At 40.4% G+C, this 15485-nt stretch carries 27 protein-coding genes; 5 read left to right on the top strand and 22 right to left on the bottom strand.

The features are described from left to right. Positions 1–63: 63 nt before the first annotated feature. From CES81_RS12125 to CES81_RS12020, 22 genes are all read right to left on the bottom strand, one after another. On the bottom strand, positions 64–378 hold the full coding sequence (locus CES81_RS12125; protein WP_089121991.1) for a DUF3310 domain-containing protein: 315 nt from the start codon (positions 376–378) through the stop codon (positions 64–66). Then, positions 375–554: a sporulation protein Cse60 gene (locus CES81_RS12120; protein WP_089121990.1), complete on the bottom strand. Its 180-nt coding sequence runs from the start codon at positions 552–554 to the stop codon at positions 375–377. The genes CES81_RS12125 and CES81_RS12120 overlap by 4 nt, the downstream gene beginning before the upstream one ends. A 142-nt stretch (positions 555–696) precedes the next feature. After that, complete coding sequence (locus CES81_RS12115) at positions 697–900, bottom strand: thioredoxin domain-containing protein (RefSeq protein ID WP_089121989.1); 204 nt, start codon at positions 898–900, stop codon at positions 697–699. Further along, complete coding sequence (locus CES81_RS12110) at positions 897–1097, bottom strand: hypothetical protein (protein WP_089121988.1); 201 nt, start codon at positions 1095–1097, stop codon at positions 897–899. The genes CES81_RS12115 and CES81_RS12110 overlap by 4 nt, the downstream gene beginning before the upstream one ends. Beyond that, entirely contained in the window at positions 1098–1307 is a 210-nt protein-coding gene (locus CES81_RS12105) for a crAss001_48 related protein (RefSeq protein WP_089121987.1), read from the bottom strand. It lies immediately after the preceding gene. After that, the gene (locus CES81_RS12100; protein ID WP_089121986.1) at positions 1304–1558 is read right to left on the bottom strand and encodes a hypothetical protein; all 255 of its coding nucleotides are present in this window, start codon (positions 1556–1558) and stop codon (positions 1304–1306) included. Before CES81_RS12100 ends, CES81_RS12105 begins: the two co-directional genes overlap by 4 nt. Next, complete coding sequence (locus CES81_RS12095; RefSeq protein WP_089121985.1) at positions 1555–1815, bottom strand: hypothetical protein; 261 nt, start codon at positions 1813–1815, stop codon at positions 1555–1557. Before CES81_RS12095 ends, CES81_RS12100 begins: the two co-directional genes overlap by 4 nt. After that, entirely contained in the window at positions 1812–2255 is a 444-nt protein-coding gene (locus CES81_RS12090; RefSeq protein WP_089121984.1) for a YopX family protein, read from the bottom strand. Before CES81_RS12090 ends, CES81_RS12095 begins: the two co-directional genes overlap by 4 nt. Further along, positions 2242–2544, bottom strand: coding sequence for a hypothetical protein (locus CES81_RS13605; protein ID WP_089121983.1), 303 nt, complete (start codon positions 2542–2544; stop codon positions 2242–2244). The genes CES81_RS12090 and CES81_RS13605 overlap by 14 nt, the downstream gene beginning before the upstream one ends. Positions 2545–2804: 260 nt before the next feature. Next, positions 2805–2996, bottom strand: coding sequence for a helix-turn-helix domain-containing protein (locus CES81_RS12080; RefSeq protein ID WP_089089527.1), 192 nt, complete (start codon positions 2994–2996; stop codon positions 2805–2807). 1 nt (position 2997) lies between these two features. After that, entirely contained in the window at positions 2998–3279 is a 282-nt protein-coding gene (locus tag CES81_RS12075; RefSeq protein ID WP_439951295.1) for a VRR-NUC domain-containing protein, read from the bottom strand. Between the two features lie 302 nt (positions 3280–3581). Continuing rightward, on the bottom strand, positions 3582–5897 hold the full coding sequence (locus CES81_RS12070) for a phage/plasmid primase, P4 family (RefSeq protein ID WP_089121981.1): 2316 nt from the start codon (positions 5895–5897) through the stop codon (positions 3582–3584). Between the two features lie 16 nt (positions 5898–5913). Next, positions 5914–6507 (bottom strand): DUF669 domain-containing protein, encoded by a 594-nt coding sequence (locus tag CES81_RS12065; RefSeq protein WP_089121980.1) that lies wholly within the window; start codon positions 6505–6507, stop codon positions 5914–5916. 22 nt (positions 6508–6529) lie between these two features. After that, the gene (locus CES81_RS12060; protein ID WP_089121979.1) at positions 6530–7897 is read right to left on the bottom strand and encodes a DEAD/DEAH box helicase; all 1368 of its coding nucleotides are present in this window, start codon (positions 7895–7897) and stop codon (positions 6530–6532) included. Then, on the bottom strand, positions 7830–8600 hold the full coding sequence (locus tag CES81_RS12055) for an AAA family ATPase (protein ID WP_089121978.1): 771 nt from the start codon (positions 8598–8600) through the stop codon (positions 7830–7832). The genes CES81_RS12060 and CES81_RS12055 overlap by 68 nt, the downstream gene beginning before the upstream one ends. Beyond that, on the bottom strand, positions 8601–9467 hold the full coding sequence (locus tag CES81_RS12050; RefSeq protein ID WP_089121977.1) for a DUF1351 domain-containing protein: 867 nt from the start codon (positions 9465–9467) through the stop codon (positions 8601–8603). Next, on the bottom strand, positions 9460–9708 hold the full coding sequence (locus tag CES81_RS12045; protein ID WP_089121976.1) for a hypothetical protein: 249 nt from the start codon (positions 9706–9708) through the stop codon (positions 9460–9462). Before CES81_RS12045 ends, CES81_RS12050 begins: the two co-directional genes overlap by 8 nt. After that, positions 9698–10228: a hypothetical protein gene (locus CES81_RS12040; RefSeq protein ID WP_089121975.1), complete on the bottom strand. Its 531-nt coding sequence runs from the start codon at positions 10226–10228 to the stop codon at positions 9698–9700. Before CES81_RS12040 ends, CES81_RS12045 begins: the two co-directional genes overlap by 11 nt. Continuing rightward, positions 10221–10421 (bottom strand): hypothetical protein, encoded by a 201-nt coding sequence (locus CES81_RS12035; protein ID WP_089121974.1) that lies wholly within the window; start codon positions 10419–10421, stop codon positions 10221–10223. The genes CES81_RS12040 and CES81_RS12035 overlap by 8 nt, the downstream gene beginning before the upstream one ends. Before the next feature lie 183 nt (positions 10422–10604). Beyond that, positions 10605–10991, bottom strand: coding sequence for an RFX family transcription factor (locus CES81_RS12030; protein ID WP_089121973.1), 387 nt, complete (start codon positions 10989–10991; stop codon positions 10605–10607). 244 nt (positions 10992–11235) lie between these two features. Then, entirely contained in the window at positions 11236–11511 is a 276-nt protein-coding gene (locus CES81_RS12025; RefSeq protein ID WP_089121972.1) for a hypothetical protein, read from the bottom strand. A 33-nt stretch (positions 11512–11544) separates the two neighbouring features. Beyond that, positions 11545–11760, bottom strand: a complete 216-nt coding sequence (locus tag CES81_RS12020) for a helix-turn-helix transcriptional regulator (protein ID WP_089121971.1) — start codon at positions 11758–11760, stop codon at positions 11545–11547. 178 nt (positions 11761–11938) lie between these two features. Here CES81_RS12020 and CES81_RS12015 point away from each other — a divergent pair, with 178 nt between their 5' ends. The 5 genes from CES81_RS12015 to CES81_RS11995 all read left to right on the top strand — a co-directional run bounded on the left by CES81_RS12015 (position 11939) and on the right by CES81_RS11995 (position 15287). Then, positions 11939–12271, top strand: coding sequence for a helix-turn-helix transcriptional regulator (locus CES81_RS12015; protein WP_089121970.1), 333 nt, complete (start codon positions 11939–11941; stop codon positions 12269–12271). A gap of 11 nt (positions 12272–12282) precedes the next feature. Further along, positions 12283–12744 carry an ImmA/IrrE family metallo-endopeptidase gene (locus CES81_RS12010; protein WP_089121969.1) on the top strand — a complete coding sequence of 154 codons (462 nt, stop codon included), beginning with the start codon at positions 12283–12285 and terminating at the stop codon, positions 12742–12744. A gap of 52 nt (positions 12745–12796) precedes the next feature. Further along, positions 12797–13132, top strand: a complete 336-nt coding sequence (locus tag CES81_RS12005; RefSeq protein ID WP_089089543.1) for a hypothetical protein — start codon at positions 12797–12799, stop codon at positions 13130–13132. A 25-nt stretch (positions 13133–13157) separates the two neighbouring features. Then, complete coding sequence (locus CES81_RS12000) at positions 13158–13943, top strand: DUF5067 domain-containing protein (protein WP_089121968.1); 786 nt, start codon at positions 13158–13160, stop codon at positions 13941–13943. 177 nt (positions 13944–14120) lie between these two features. After that, positions 14121–15287: a site-specific integrase gene (locus CES81_RS11995; RefSeq protein WP_089121967.1), complete on the top strand. Its 1167-nt coding sequence runs from the start codon at positions 14121–14123 to the stop codon at positions 15285–15287. The last annotated feature ends 198 nt before the right edge of the window (positions 15288–15485 follow it).

Below are 15485 nucleotides of genomic sequence, written 5' to 3'. Positions count from 1 at the left end.
CGGATGATATCTGAATCGTGTTGCATAAATACTTTAACAAAATAATTTTTAAACTTGATTTGATCAGTTGTCACCAGCGTCGCCTGCCTGTCCGTTATAAACCGGTTTTGAACTTTCCAGTCGCTTTTCAAAATCAATCAACTGCTGCAAGTACGTTGAAGCTTTTTCTAAATCTTCAACACCATTTTTACTTTGATAACGGGTTACATATTTGATTATGTTACCGATATAAAAACCTTGTACTTGGCTAACTGGCATCAAACCGCCCTCGAAACGGTCAAATAAATCCATGCCCTGATTTGAATAATAATCAGGCTTAATTAAATTATTGTCTTGGGTGTTTAAGCTGAAACCCAAGGCTTCTTCAGGTGTTTTCATTGCTTGGCCTCCCTGTATATCAATAAAGCGCAACTGTAGCTATTCCCCTCATTATTAGCTACCATCTGATACTTAACATCAATCAATACAAGATTATTAGTCTCAATAAAATGGTTAATTGATTCTTCCAGCTCTCCATTCCGGAAGCCAGAAAACTCTTTTACTTTCTTCATCATTTGATTTACCTCCTAGAATACCCATCCAAATGCGATCATGATGGCTTTAATAATCACGAATAACACTAGACAAACAACAACTAACCAGACACCACATCCAGCTGTACAACCAATCGAACGAATTACTGAATCAATCATTGCTTTAATCATGATCACCCAACTTTCTACCACAGCACGGACAGTAGCTCAGTGGAAAATTAGTGAAGCCAAAATTTGCAATCTCAGTGGTCAAACTATAAATGTTACCTGTTAAAGTGATGTACTCCGCAATTCCTGGTTCAACGAGTAAGTTTTTAAATGGCTCATGGCAATACGGACATCCCTGCTGTTCTTTCGTTTCAGTCATTTTGGTAATTCCACCTCTTTATCAATAGCACTGCTGTTAACATATATCTGAACGCAATCAAGAACTTCATCAATTACCCAGTCAGGAATATCGTGATAATAAGATAACGATTCTCGGTCTTCATCTCGTATGTCAGCAGTTAAATATTTACGCAAATCAAGCTTGGAATTAAATAACTTTTCCACTTTAATTTTCATTTATTTGCCCTCCAAGTCAGCGATACGGGAGTTTAATGCACGATAATAGTCATCCATTGAATCCCATTGCTTTTGGATTAAACGTTGATGATGAACTGGCAGCTCACCGTATTCTTCGGTGTCAATAAAATGATCCAATCTACTAAAGCGAGTCCACAATTCATCACGTTCTGCTTTAAGTTCTTTGATTACTTGATTGTTAGTTTTCATTGCTTTTCCTCTACAGGTTCATACGTCCGCTTGAAAATATCATCAGCGATTGGCCAATGCTCGCCATCAATTCCGGTTGCTATCCAATCACCGACATCAATAGATAAATCACCTTCCAAGGTATGAATAACAAATCGCTGCGCGTAAATATGTCCATACTTTTCTGCATCCTCTATATCGTATTTGCGTACCATTTCATCAGACCCATCAAACTGTTCAGCGTCAATTAACTCAGTTTTGCGATATTTCATTTGTTCGCCTCCAGATAATGAACAATCAATCCAGGGCAGTTTTTCAACCCCGTAACTGAGCCGTTTTCATATTCAACTGAAAAATCATATTCATTTTCCGAATCTTTACTCTGTGACTTACCATGGATTTCCTTAACCACACTATCTTTAGGGACCAAATACATATCATTCTGAACATCAAAACGAGGATTGAAACCAACAAAATACGCTCGATAACGGTATGGCAATTCAATCTCAATACCAATTATTTTTCTCATTTATCTGCCTCCAGTAATTCAGAATTTTCGTGAATGTTGCCGATAACTTCACAGCGATTTGGCATATAATCATCACTCATAGAATTTATAAATGAGCCACTCGCTGTATTAGCGTGTTCTGAAAGTGGTCCAGTAAATCCACCATCACATCTCCACTGCCCGTCATCTCCATCGAAATAAACATTTGCAACAGCAGATAAACAGACCAGCCTGCCGTTATCCAGCGTTTCTTGAACTTTGATAATGTCTCCTTCATAAATATCAGTACCATATAAATCAGTCATGCCGGTGTATTGCTCAACTACATAATCGTCATTATCAAGTGCATCTCCAAAACAATCGAACGGGTCATGCGGTCCAATCCCGTCATACGCATCTTGAATATTACGGATATAAACCTCGTTGCGCTTTGCCCATGCTCTAAACTTAATCGGCCTCATGACTGTGCACCTCCAATTTAGGTAATTCTTCAAAACTTCTTTCCCAGCCTTCTGCCTGAGCCACTTGCTTAATTTCGTCCCATGTATAGTATTCAAAATTGTGGTTCTCAATATCTTTCCTGACACGCCATGCATTTCGAGTGGGAAGGTCTACCCAAAATCCTTCATATGTGAGTAATACGCAAATATTACCTTGTGAGTAATCACCATCATAATGGGTCATGTATATTAAAATGGATTTATCTTTGCCAGAATGAAACGGCCGGTTAAAATCAATATTTAAGGTCATTTGTCTTCCTCCACAGGAACAGGTATGAACACATCGAGATTGTCTGGATCATATTTCGGTAATGTATGGTAGCCTGCTGCTATCTGCATATTACGAAAATGGTTATATTGTTTTGACGTAAATTCAGCATGCCACTGCCCCAAGTCATCTATGGTATTAACTCCAAGCTCACCTTTCCGTTACGCTGATACTTGTCCTCCAAGTGATGCACCTTAGTTACGAATGGTGACATCTTGATCACTCCTTTTTCATTTAATTTTTCAGTCGTGGCAATATAAATACTCCACGGTGACACCAAAGAAATCGGCTAATTGGAACAGTGTCTGCAGGTTCGGTTCAGTTTTCCCTAGTTCCCATTTACCAGCTACTGAACTGTCAAAACCAATTCGTTCTGACAACTGGCTTTGAGTTAAGCCTTTTTGTTTTCTTAATGTCTTGATTCGATTTTCCATATTACTTGCCTTCTATTATTTCTAAGGCATCATCAACAGAACGCGCCACCCCATATAAAACTGGGAATTGACGGATGAACTTTGCAAAGCGAATTTGATCTGACCTTAAACGACCAATATCATTTTTACATTCGATGAAGAACATCTTCCCATCTGCATGCCGAAATCCTAGTAAATCAGGAGTTCCTTTCGGGAACAGCACGATATTTCTACCGTCATACGTTCGCACCTTACCGGCATTACTACGAAATACCGTACAGCCGGATTTTGACAGCTCCATCATGATGTCGGATTGAATTTTGTGTTCGGATTCGATACTTACACCTCATTTATATGAAAACGTGTAGGCTGATGTAGGCTTTTAAAAGGGTATACACGGCCTATAAATGTTGATATATCAAGGATGTGTATACTAGTGTAGGCAGTGTAGGCACTTCAACACCTTTATTTATATATACAGTTTTATTTTTTTATTATGTTATTTATTAAAAAAACTATACACAACTATACACAGCCCAATGGTGGCAAGGGATTAGCTTGCCTACACTACCCTACATAACCCTACACAGCCCTACACCAATTAATTTATTTTGGATGATTGGTAATCATTTCAAAGGGCTGATGAAATTCATTTAACGATAAGCCAACATAGTAATTGCCTTGGTTATCTCGCTTACGATCATATTTCTGCATGATTTCTTTGCCAAACTTCGTTGAGTTCATCAGATACTGGGAATTATCGTTAGCCCACTGCTTATAACGTTGATATAACTGGCTCGCTCTCACTGTCTCATGCTTGCCAGTCGTGCAGCACTCTTCAATGAATTCAGATGTTACGTCCATTTCATTGCGGTAATCCTTGCTGGCCTGTTGCACAATCTGTGGAGGAATCAATCCTTCACGCTGCCACTTGAGCGCTCCCTCAACCATCCAGTTTAAAATGCCGACTTCTTCACGTTGCAGCTTATACTTCAGGTCCTTATCCACACGATTGTCAGGAATCTTAACGGCGAACGGTATCAGCATTAGTCTCCGCCAGATACCATCATCCGTGCCTCTGATGATTGGCTTGTGGTTGGTCGCCAGCCATAGTTTAAATTCGGGTTTAAACTCAAATTCCTTGCCATACAGGAAACGTGCTGTAACAGTATCACCACCAGTCAACTGCTTAACCAGCCCTTCATCTAACCGCAAGCCATCATTCGGCTCACTAGATGTGACTAACCGGGCACCTTCCAAACGAGCAATATCGGAATTGGCACTGCCGGAACTTTGCTTGACCATGATTGAATCAGCCTGCATCGACTTAGCATAACTGCCTAACGCATCACTGATAGTATCAATAAAAATTGATTTACCGTTCCGGCCATTGCCGTACAGGATAAACATCACTTGTTCTTTCGTGGATCCAGTAAGCGAATAACCAACTGCCTTTTGTACATAATCAATCAGTTCCTGATTGTTACCGAATATCTGGTTTAAGAATTGCTGCCATTCGGGTGCGTCAATCGCATCCGTGTATTCAACCCGTGCTTGACGGCTAAACATTTTTTCAATGTCATGGTCGTGCAGAATGCCACTGGTTAAGTCCACATAGCCATTGATGACATTCAATAAAGTTTTGTCTTTATCAAACTCGTTATGCAGCACTGGCACCCGGTGTTTGATTTCGTCCATCATGGCTTTCTTGCCAGAGTTTGAGCGAGAGTGTTTGAGATGTTTACAAAAAGCTTTTTCAGCATCATCCATGCTCATATTGGCATTGGCTGGAATCTTGAGTTTTTCGTGTCGCATATCATCCACAACTTGATCAACCAGGCTGTGAACCTCACCCGTTTCATCGCTCTCCCAGTAACTGCCGTTATAGATGAGCCAGTTCTTATCAATGAACGAATATCGAACGACTTTACCGTACTTATCAATGAAACGTTCCGCATTGCCGGTATCGTCCCAGCTACGAGTTGGCAGCTCTTTTTTCGGCTTATCATTTTCGGCAAATTCAAACTTATACTTCAGAGCTGGCTTACGTTCTGTGAAGGTATCGTGGGTTTCATTGATAGCTTTATTGAGAGTGGCAACGCCGTAAGTTGTCTTACCGTGCTTTTCGTCCCACTTTTCACGCATCAAACTAGATTCCCGATAGATAGCATCCATCTTTGAGAAATCTCTCCCCGTCCAGAATGCTAAATCGTTGGCAAAAGCTAGATCGGCTTCTGACTGACTGGTGTAAAACTGTTCCCAGCCACCATCCATAAATAACTTGAACCGCTGGCCAGTCTTAGAAGTCTCGGCTCGTTCAATCACTTCATGCTCTGACAAGTCGTTCATCTGTGGCAGTGTTTTGTCAGCCATCTGAACTACGTTATCTGACTTGAGATACTTGTCGTAGATAGTTTGCAGGTTGGCATTACCAGGCTCATTAACTTTCTGGAATGGTCCGACTGATTTGCCGGTCATGGCAAAGAACCGTCCTTGCGTGTACATTTCCACATTAGCTTTACGTCTTCGTGTGCCTGGCAGCTTACCCTTAACAATGATGTGAATCCCCTCACCGGAAACACTGGTTTCCATATAGGAATGAGTGAGATTCATAAACGCTTGTACGGCATTATCCTTATCGCCAGTTTTCCACCGGTCCAAGTCTGCTCCAATGTGATCCACATCAATACCGATATAGGGTGGCCGGAAGTAAAAGCCCAAGCCATCCATGCCTAAGTCCTGCATGGCTTGTAAAGCGGTTTTAAAATCCGTCCAAGTTGATGGATCATTGGATTTCCCGTCTCTCCCGGTGTGGGGATCAATGGGAATCTTGGTGTATTTATTGCGTTCTGGTTTCCAAATTAGTTTGTACAGACCCCAAGTCTTTAGGGACTTGAGTTCGTCTGGTATGAGTTCATACACGTTTTACGCCTCCGAATTAAAATGGCAAATCGTCATCTGAAATATCAACTGTGTCTGCATTGCCGTCAAACGGGTCATCAGTATTAGACTTACCTGATGGTACCGGCTTTTTGGCAGCAGGCTTTGAACCGCCTTTATATTCGTGCTGAACATCTGGGAACTTGGTTTCACTGAAGTTCCAAGGAGCAACTCGATTGACCTTGGTGGTCTTGCCTTGGTACGTATTATCTTCTTTCTTAACGTAAACACTGACTGCCGCACCAGTGATCAACTTAATGAAGTCATCAATCGACTTAAGCGGTGTTCCTTCTGGCACTCCGACAGCCTGCAAAATGTATTGGAAGCCATCTAAGTCATATTGGTTGGTTGAGTGACGCTTCCAGTTATCCATGAAGACGTGACGATTGTGATACTTAGCGTTGGTCTCCGCCAATTCAGGTACCTTGTCGAGGTCGTTACGGACAAGTAAATCAATCTGCAGAGTTTCTGCACCACTTTGAGTAGCGTTTTCCTTCGCATTGTTGATAATCATTTCGTAAGTACCAGTTGGTAGAGGTTCGTAACCGTTACCTTGATTGTTGGAATAATCTGTTTTCATAAAATCTGCCATGATATTTGTTTCCTCCTAATTTTTAATGAACTTTCGTTTTAATGAATCCTCGTGATTTTGCTTGATAGAATACCCATCCCGGTTTGTAATGTCGGGCTTTGGCAATTCCTTGTAAATCTTCCATATTCTGAGCATCGGCTGGTTTCATCCGGGCATAACGTACTGAGTTGTAATCAGCTTTCATATCTAGCTTCCCGTGGATGCGTTCCAATTCGACTGAGTTATCTTCTTCAATCTCACTCTGAGACTGTTCAATGATTCGCTCTTTGCCGCATATCGGACAGACATTAGCTGAAGCCGGTATCACGGCATAACAGAATTCACACGTTCGAATCGGTGTCGTATCATTTTTATGCTGCTTCTTTTTGCGATCCATTAATGACCAGTCACGGTCATCATCTGGTAAACCAAATCGAGTGTAATTGGCAACGTGATCAATGATGATAGCTACCTTATCAGGTTGAAATCTCATAGAGCGCATAGACTGCTGAATGTATAATACAAGTGATTCAGTTGGCCGTAGCATAATGACGCAGGAACAGTCAGGAACGTTGAAGCCTTCAGAGATAAGGTCAACGTTACATAGAACTTTTAATTTACCGGATTTAAAGTCGTTCATGATTTTGTCCCGCTCTCGAACCGGTGTTTTCGCATCAGCATGAGCGGCATTAATATCAGCTTTTTGAAAGGCTTCAGCAACTGCTTTGCTGTAATCCACAGAGTGTGCGTACACAATAGCTTGCTGGTCTTTAGCTTTACTCAGGTAAGTCTTTACCACGTCACCAAAGATAGTCTTACCAACAGCTTCGTCCATTGATTTAGCCGTGTAGTCACCAGTACTGGATTTTTTCAACTTATCGTCATTGATAAGCTTCACCGAGTAATACTTGTATGGTGCAAGATAATGATTTTCAATGAGCCAATCAATACTAGGACCTTCGACCATCGTGTCATACACATCATGCAGCCCTTTGCCGTTAAGTCTCCACGGCGTGGCACTGAAGCCTAATCTTGGAACATCCGAAAAGTGGTCATAAATTTTAAGATAAGTCTTAGCCAGTGAGTGATGTGATTCATCCGTAATGATCAGACTTGGTTTGGGCAGAATTTCTAATCGATTGGCAATCTTACCAACTGTGGATATAATGCACTGGCTGAGGTCAACCTCGTTCTCTCTGAACGAATCTTTGATTTGCTTGACTAGTTCTTTACGGTGAACCATGAACATCACTGTGCCACCTTTTTTGACCGCTAAACGGGCAATCTCAGCAATGATTACGGATTTACCAGAACCGGCCGGGCTTTGAAGCAATACCGAGTGGCTACCCTTTCTTAGCGCTTGCCGGGCTTTGCTTACCAGATCCTTTTGGTACGGATGAAGCTGGTACACGTTTATCAACTCCAATCTTGGTGAATAGGTCTTCCGGTAAAGCAGACGTTCGATTGTCTAATTGGTTCTTAGCAAAGACCGCATTGGATGGGCTCAACAGGAAACCCCGTTTACCAGTCTTATCACTGATGACCATCCGTCCGACCACATTCATCAAGCCCATCACATTCGTGATGACTTTCTCTCTGATCTGTGGAATGAATTGATTGTACGCTTGACCAGATGGTGTATCGATTTTGCGAGTCGTTTCCCAAGCGGTGAACACTTTATTCACGCCTTTCCACGAGTTGATGTAGCGGATCATGTCGGGTAGATAAAAACCGTACTGGTTATAATCGCCCATCTGGGGGATACCCATCTCCGCACCGGATTTAGTCTTGGCTTCATTGGCCTTTTCACCTAACCAAGCCTGTTCAAATTCAGATAGATTGTCGAAAGCAACGTTATCGTAATTACCAAGCTCATTATTATGGATATCTGCCAGTAAGCTCCGAGCGCCTTCTAATGGATGCTTTATATCGAGGTAAACGATATCGATATTCGGCTGACCAGCCAGTACATTCGTTGTACGGTCCACGTCAATCACTAATGTTTTGCCTGGTAGATACTTCAATGTTGAGGTCTTACCAGTTCCGGGCTGAGCGTAAATCAATACTGAGAAGTCTTGAGCACGTTTAATGTCTTTTGCATGTTGAATTTTCATTTAGACACCCGCTCTCTGGTACTTGATACCTCGCTGATCCATGTAATTTTTTAACAGTTTCATTTCTTCAATCGTTGTGGTGATTCGTAAAACAACGGAGTGTTCTGCAATCTCACCAGTATTAGTATCAATAGTGGTGTCACCTTTAGTTGTTTGATGAGTCTTCGCTTCGGCTGCTTGAGCTTCCAGTTCTTTCTGCTTTTGCTTGCGCAGATTAACTTGATTGTCGATTGCCTTAAACAAGTAATCTAAATCTTGCCCTTGTTTCAATTGGTCAATCCACGGAGCAGCATCAACCTTGTTAACTTCAGCGTACTTAGTGAGAGCGTGGCTATCAGATTTAAACTTGTCTTGAGCCTGCTTGACCTGCTTCATTACCACAGCAACGCCTTCAGTAACTGCTTTCTTAGACGTTGACTTATTGAGCCACTTTGGATCGATTTCAATGTCGCTCGCACTCACACCATAATTAGGAGCCATTTCGGTGATCAACGCCTGAACGTGTTCTTTACGTTGTTCACGATGCTGACCATCAAGTTCTTTCAGACCATCATCAATTGGATCAATCGTGTTCTGAAGTACTGAGCGTAACTGCTTGATGGTGTCAGCAAACTCGTCATAGGGTTTGTTGTAATCCCTGTGGATATCACGGCGCTTTTCGTCTAACGCATTGGAAAGCTTGTTGAGTTTAGCCCGTGAGTCCTTAGCTGATTTCTCCGTATCATCAGTAACAATGACATTGGCATACCGCTGAGCGTATGCATTAACTGCTCGTTGAAGTCCTTCAAAGTTATGGATCTTGATTTGCGTTGGCGTATATTCAATTGAGTAATCTGGAAGCTGCAATAATTCCGTTTCATTAGTCATTGCTCCTAACCTCCCTTAGTTCTGCGTTAATGAGTTCACCAGGGTCACCGTAAGTTTGGATGAACAGACCTTCTAGGGTATCTGATAAACCATATAACTTACCGTTTTCTAGGTTGATGAGTGCGTATTCATCACCAATTTCACTGACCATTGCCACCACATCATCACGGTAAAAATAAATTACGTTGCCAATGTGATATGACTTAGGGACATTTTTTTGCTTGATAAGGTTAATTTTCACTGTCTGCTACCTCCTGCTTTGAAATATGCTTTGTAATCTTTTCTAAATATTGGGAATAGATTACTGGTTCAACTTCGCCTTTAGCTTCTTCTGCCTTAAGTTCATGCCGTGTTCCAACATAGATTTGAGCGTCTAATCTTTGAGAAGCAGCCAAATTATTTAAGCCTAGAACATCGTGCGGTACAAAAGGGTTTACTGCTTCGTCAGCTGCTAATTCTTTTTGACTTAGCTCTTTCAATCCCGGAATTTTCTTCAGGTTATTTTTCTTAAAGTAGCAATACCCATGTCGAGGAACTTTTAGATAATCAGCATATTTTTCAGCTCCTGTGCTTCCATCTCTTAATCCTGGAACACCAGAAAAAATGGCCAAGTCTTTAATATCAACATCTAATAATTTAGAAAGTGAATTTAGCACCTCATTTGCCACGTCTTGAAGTTCGCTTTCCTTCTGAAAATAATCCCAAAGCTTTCCGCCAGGGAGCACTCGGTAAACTGGCTCACTTAACACTTTTCTAGCCATTGTTCGTCACCCCTTGATTAATTTCATCAACGATTACTGCCAACTTGCCAAACTTAAGCAAGTTCCGTTTTGCGGTATCAAGCTTCTTAAACCAAAATTCGAGTGCTTCTGAAAATTCAATCGGTGTTGAATCAATTCGACTTTGATATTGATAAACCTGTAGACGTAAACCAATTACTGTATCGTTTTTCATTGTTTTCTCCCTTCGTGTTCGTGGTATAATCGGTTCGTAAAATATTTATTCATGCTGACTATTTGCGGTAGTCGGCTTTTTTTATGCACTAATTTCCACAGCCATGAGTGATGCTTGGCTTTGAAAATCAGATCATCAATTGAAAGCTTGTGGATGGGTATCACCTTCTTTTTATGAGTGTCATTAATTGTTTATTGCCTTAGAAGATTCTTCGTAAACTCTAGCAACTTGACCTTTATTGAGACGTTTATAAGTAGCCACTAAGCCAAAGGCTTGTCTAACTTCTTTACCAAAGCAAATCTTGCTTTTAATTGGCTCGTTATTTTCCTGACATGTCTCAACGTATTCTTTATAGACTTGGCCAACTGTTTTACCCAATAAATCTTCCTTAGTTAAGGCCGATTGAACATATGGAATCGTAAATAAATACTGAGTTGATTCAAATTCATTTTCAGATAACTCTAGATAGTATCTAGCAGAGTCAATAAACTCTTCTTTTTTATCGCCATTTCTAGTGAGACGTGCCATTTCTAGATACTTGTCAATTTTGTATTTTCGTTCTGTTTGCATGGAATAACATCACCTTCTTTCAAACCATTCAACGAATGCTGCGAATACGAAAATAACTATTAACGTCAGCATCCGAAGAAATCATGCGGGTTCTTGATTGCTTCATGGATCATCCAACCAATTCCACTAATACCTGCTATCGCAATCAGTCCTATCACACCATCCACGAGACAGTGACCAAAATATACATAATCTTGTGTGTTCATTTAACTCATCCTTCCTCAAAATTAACCCGCCTAGGTTTTTAATTTATAGATTGATGTTCCATCAGCCATTCGTGAACGGCTGGAACATAGTAACGTTCAAGGCTCCCATCTTTTACGCTTGGGAAACCTGGTTGAAATCTAAAGTGCTGGTCAAAGGTATTCACATCAATATGCAATACCTGGGAGCAAAGCTCCTTCCGGCTTAGCAGCTGGTAATCATTTTGCTTGCCTTCATCAAAGCCTTTTTTAAAAACCTGTTGGATGAGAGTCAAGATTCCCTGCTCTAGCAAAGATTGATTCGCAACTTGTGGCATAAAATCATCTCCTTTAAATTGTCAAAAACTTTTTTAAAATTTGTCACCAATTCGGTGACTACGGGGCAAAAAAATTTCATCCATTGGCCGATTAAACAACCTGGACAGCTTGAACATTTCATCACTGTCAAAGGGTGATTCGCCTCTTTCCTTAAGGCCATAAGTCTTTGTGGTTATACCTAAAAGACTTGCGACCTCTGATTGAGACATGTTTTGTTCTTTTCGCAAAGCGAATAACTTGTATTGCATCAGCTTTCCTCCTTTCCATGTGTTTTACAATAGCACCAAAATGGTAACATGTAAACAAATAAGTTCGATATTGGTTAAAATAGTTCCGTTATGGTGACTTTTGTGCTAAGATAATTTCATAAAGCTACATATAAGTGATTTTATTTATAAGTGATTTTTTTAAAAGGCGGTTTTTATAATGGAGTTAAATAAATTTATTGGTTCAAGAATTAAGTACTATCGTGAATCCAGAGGTATGACACAGGATCAATTAGCTGACAAACTCGGTACAACTCGCCAAACAATTAGCCGTTATGAAAATGGAGATCGCAAAACCACGCAAGACGTGCTATTTGATCTTTCTAAAATCTTTAATGTAAAAGTAAATGACTTTTTCCCCGAAAAAGACGATGAAGATGGATCGACTGCCGATGTTATTGCTGCTCATATTGATGATGATACCTCCGAATTCGAGCGTGAACAGATAATCAACTTCATTGAAAATTTAAAAAAAGCTAGAAAGCGACAGTAAGAAGGAATTTTATGACACCAATTGAAAAACTCATGAGTACACATCCTAATATTAAATATACTTTTCGAGATGATTTCCCACCCAAGTTGGGTGGATTAACTTATGATAACGAAATAATGATTAATAAAAATCGGCCCGCTTCCGATCAATATCAGATTTTATTAGAAGAATTGGCGCATCTCGAGACAAGTGTGGGAGATATAACTAAAGAATCAACTCCTTCCGAAAGGCAGCAAGAGAATTATGCTCGTTCATTGGCTTTAGAAAAAGCTGTGACATTAGACGGACTTATATACTGCTTTAATGACGGTCTTTGGGAGTTAAGTGAAATGGCTGAATATTTTAATGTTTCTGGAGATTTTATACTTAAAGCTTTAGATCACTATCGAACCAAAAGGGGTCTTATTTTTAAATATCATGGATACTTGTTTGATCTAAGACGTAACGTAAATTTAACTAAGTTAGAACCGTAATAGTAGTCCAAATACTGAAGACTTAAAAAGCTGAAACATTAGGAGGATCATTATGCAAGAAGGTAAAAAGACATCTCGTGTTGGTGAGATTGTCTTAGGTATTTTAGGAGGCGTTTTTGGGTTAATCGCAGCAATGATGGAAATGGGGATTTCTGCAGTTGGCGGTGCTTTAGGTGAAAAGTCTGGTTTGGGTGGTCTTACCATTGGTATGCTGATAGTATCTGTGGCAGCCATTATGTTGCCATTCTTCATCAATAAGAACCGTAAACTTGTTGGCTGGCTCTCAATTGTTGCTGGTATTGGTATGTTTATTTGTGCTGGTGACTTTGGTATTTTCTGTGGTATTTTAACCGTAATTGGTGGAGTACTTACACTGGCACGTAAATAATAAATAATCGTTAGGAGATAATATCATGAAAAAAATAGCTCTCACATCTGTAGCTATTTTAAGTGTCGTTGCAGGTACTCTTGCTCCAGCTAATACCGTATTTGCAAAGAAACATTCGTTGAAACATCAATCAATATCCAGCGTTGTGCTTCGAAATGGAAAATTGTCTGGTAAAGCAAAATCTGGTTCTAAAATCAGTGCCTATCATGGAAGCAAGAAACTAGGCTCTGCTTCTATTAAGAACAGTCATTTTACTTTCAAATTAAAGGGAGTTAAAAATAACTGGAAAGTTAAATTGGTTGCTGCCAAAAAAGGATATAAAAAAGCCACCAAGACTGTGGTGGCTCATGTCAGCACTTCAAAGTCTGGCAGTTATACTCCCGTTTCGGTTCAGCCTAAGCCTAAAAAAGAATATTTGTCTGGTGACACTTTAGTACTTAAACAGGGTAAATTTAATTTTGGCTCTTCCACTCGTGAACCAGATGGTGATGGTGGTACCAACATCCTGGTGTTCTTTACCTACACAAATACGACTTCTAAAATGATTCAATTAGATGATTTAGTCAGTGATAACTTCACGGCAAGACAAAGCATCGGTAAAGTAACTAAAGATCTGGATCCAAGCGTAACTTCTGAAGATTCACAATACAGCGACCAAGCTGAAATCATGGATGACTCAGAATATGTTAACCCAGGTCAAACTGTTTCTACTGTAGCTACTTGGGATCTTGACAGCGATAGTGCGCCTGTAAAAATATCATTCTATTCCCCTGATGAAGACACTAACTTGGGGACTTTAACATATTATTAAAATTGCTATTATTTGAATCAAAAAAACACATCCCGCCCTCGCCAAAGTTTGAGATGTGTCCGCAAAGATATATACGGGTGAACTGCACCCTTTTTACTATCATACCTTATAGGAGGTGATGCCACAACTATCCTAAACAATTTAACCCGCCTAGGTAAATTAGAAAGGATAATTAAAATGGCAAGTATTAATAAGCGAAACAATAAATGGACAGCACGTATTACTTTTTTAGATGAAACTGGCAAGCGCCATGTAAAATCAAAAGGCGGCTTCGCACGTAAACGTGAAGCTGAACAGTGGGCAAATGGAATTGAACAGCAAAAATACGACGATAGTATTGGAAAAATTGACCAATCACTAGCCTTCTCAGACTATTATGCTGACTGGCTCAATACCTACAAGCAGGGCAAAGTTGCCCGCATCACCTATCAGGAGTACCAATATACACTGCACATGATTCAGGAGTTGCTTGCTGGCGTTCCACTGTCAAAAATGACTCGTATGCGCTACCAGAAGTTTATCAATGAGTTTACCTATGGTAACATCGAACAACGTAAGACAAGACATTTAACGGGCGGAGAAGTGTATCACAGCAAAGCATCCGTCCAAAAACTCCACGGGCATATCCACTCGGCTGTACTTGATGCTGTGGCTGACGGCTTAATCAAACAGGATTTCTGCATGCATGCTGAACTTAGCGGCAATGTGGGTAAATCAGCGCAGCTTAAATATTTAGACGCTGATGACATGCAAAAACTCATTGACGAAGTCAGTAAAAATATTCGTCTCACATCCACAAGCAAGTCAATGATCTACACAGGTTTAATGACTGGCATGCGTGTGGGTGAGGTATCAGCTCTAACTTGGTCAGATATTAACTGGGATAATGAGACTATCACAATCAATAAATCGTGGGACTATGCGTATGGAACTGGTTTTAAACCGGCTAAGACCGAATCTAGCAATCGAACGATTACGGTGGCACCTGCCCTGCTCAATCACCTACGCCATTTGCACGCCTTGCAGATGTCGGCCCGATTGAATAATCCTTTGAAACTTGTATTTTTAAATAGTCGTTGCCGTGTCCCTAGTCCGGGTGCTTGTGATTTATTACTTAAAAAGTATCACACCAAATTAGGCATCAAACGAATTAGTTTCCACGGCTTACGGCACACTCATGCAAGCTACCTTTTGTACAAAGGCGTCAAAATGGAATACATCTCCAAACGCCTTGGTCACAGCAATACTTCCATCACCCGGAACGTCTATGCTCACCTTATCAAAGAGGATCAAAAAGCTGAACAGGATCTGACTCGAAAGGTGATGGACGAACTAAGCAATTGACGCATTGACACCCTCGTTAAACCCTTTAGTATCAACCGGTTTGAAGATTTATAAAAATAAATTGACGCGTTTTTAAAGTATGGGCGCGTCAATTTCACCTCGATTTTTCGAAATGCGTCAATTATGCGTCAATAGTTTTCACTTTGAAACATTTTAAATCACTTTTTGATAAAGAAAAACCCCATCAATTCGGCGATT

Source organism: Secundilactobacillus pentosiphilus (genome assembly GCF_002217985.1).
Classification (GTDB): domain Bacteria; phylum Bacillota; class Bacilli; order Lactobacillales; family Lactobacillaceae; genus Secundilactobacillus; species Secundilactobacillus pentosiphilus.
This window is presented reverse-complemented; position numbering and strand designations above follow the sequence as displayed.

Coding starts and splice junctions, on each gene's coding strand:
- CES81_RS12100 (WP_089121986.1), bottom strand. CDS start 1,558: ATGAAATATCGCAAAACTGAGTTAATTGACGCTGAACAGTTTGATGGG.
- CES81_RS12015 (WP_089121970.1), top strand. CDS start 11,939: ATGGAGTTAAATAAATTTATTGGTTCAAGAATTAAGTACTATCGTGAA.
- CES81_RS12095 (WP_089121985.1), bottom strand. CDS start 1,815: ATGAGAAAAATAATTGGTATTGAGATTGAATTGCCATACCGTTATCGA.
- CES81_RS12055 (WP_089121978.1), bottom strand. CDS start 8,600: ATGAAAATTCAACATGCAAAAGACATTAAACGTGCTCAAGACTTCTCA.
- CES81_RS12090 (WP_089121984.1), bottom strand. CDS start 2,255: ATGAGGCCGATTAAGTTTAGAGCATGGGCAAAGCGCAACGAGGTTTAT.
- CES81_RS12020 (WP_089121971.1), bottom strand. CDS start 11,760: ATGCAATACAAGTTATTCGCTTTGCGAAAAGAACAAAACATGTCTCAA.
- CES81_RS12110 (WP_089121988.1), bottom strand. CDS start 1,097: ATGAAAATTAAAGTGGAAAAGTTATTTAATTCCAAGCTTGATTTGCGT.
- CES81_RS12115 (WP_089121989.1), bottom strand. CDS start 900: ATGACTGAAACGAAAGAACAGCAGGGATGTCCGTATTGCCATGAGCCA.
- CES81_RS12080 (WP_089089527.1), bottom strand. CDS start 2,996: ATGGAAAATCGAATCAAGACATTAAGAAAACAAAAAGGCTTAACTCAA.
- CES81_RS12075 (WP_439951295.1), bottom strand. CDS start 3,279: ATGATGGAGCTGTCAAAATCCGGCTGTACGGTATTTCGTAGTAATGCC.
- CES81_RS12040 (WP_089121975.1), bottom strand. CDS start 10,228: ATGGCTAGAAAAGTGTTAAGTGAGCCAGTTTACCGAGTGCTCCCTGGC.
- CES81_RS12120 (WP_089121990.1), bottom strand. CDS start 554: ATGATGAAGAAAGTAAAAGAGTTTTCTGGCTTCCGGAATGGAGAGCTG.
- CES81_RS13605 (WP_089121983.1), bottom strand. CDS start 2,544: ATGACCTTAAATATTGATTTTAACCGGCCGTTTCATTCTGGCAAAGAT.
- CES81_RS12035 (WP_089121974.1), bottom strand. CDS start 10,421: ATGAAAAACGATACAGTAATTGGTTTACGTCTACAGGTTTATCAATAT.
- CES81_RS12000 (WP_089121968.1), top strand. CDS start 13,158: ATGAAAAAAATAGCTCTCACATCTGTAGCTATTTTAAGTGTCGTTGCA.
- CES81_RS12105 (WP_089121987.1), bottom strand. CDS start 1,307: ATGAAAACTAACAATCAAGTAATCAAAGAACTTAAAGCAGAACGTGAT.
- CES81_RS12125 (WP_089121991.1), bottom strand. CDS start 378: ATGAAAACACCTGAAGAAGCCTTGGGTTTCAGCTTAAACACCCAAGAC.
- CES81_RS11995 (WP_089121967.1), top strand. CDS start 14,121: ATGGCAAGTATTAATAAGCGAAACAATAAATGGACAGCACGTATTACT.
- CES81_RS12025 (WP_089121972.1), bottom strand. CDS start 11,511: ATGCCACAAGTTGCGAATCAATCTTTGCTAGAGCAGGGAATCTTGACT.
- CES81_RS12065 (WP_089121980.1), bottom strand. CDS start 6,507: ATGGCAGATTTTATGAAAACAGATTATTCCAACAATCAAGGTAACGGT.
- CES81_RS12010 (WP_089121969.1), top strand. CDS start 12,283: ATGACACCAATTGAAAAACTCATGAGTACACATCCTAATATTAAATAT.
- CES81_RS12030 (WP_089121973.1), bottom strand. CDS start 10,991: ATGCAAACAGAACGAAAATACAAAATTGACAAGTATCTAGAAATGGCA.
- CES81_RS12050 (WP_089121977.1), bottom strand. CDS start 9,467: ATGACTAATGAAACGGAATTATTGCAGCTTCCAGATTACTCAATTGAA.
- CES81_RS12005 (WP_089089543.1), top strand. CDS start 12,797: ATGCAAGAAGGTAAAAAGACATCTCGTGTTGGTGAGATTGTCTTAGGT.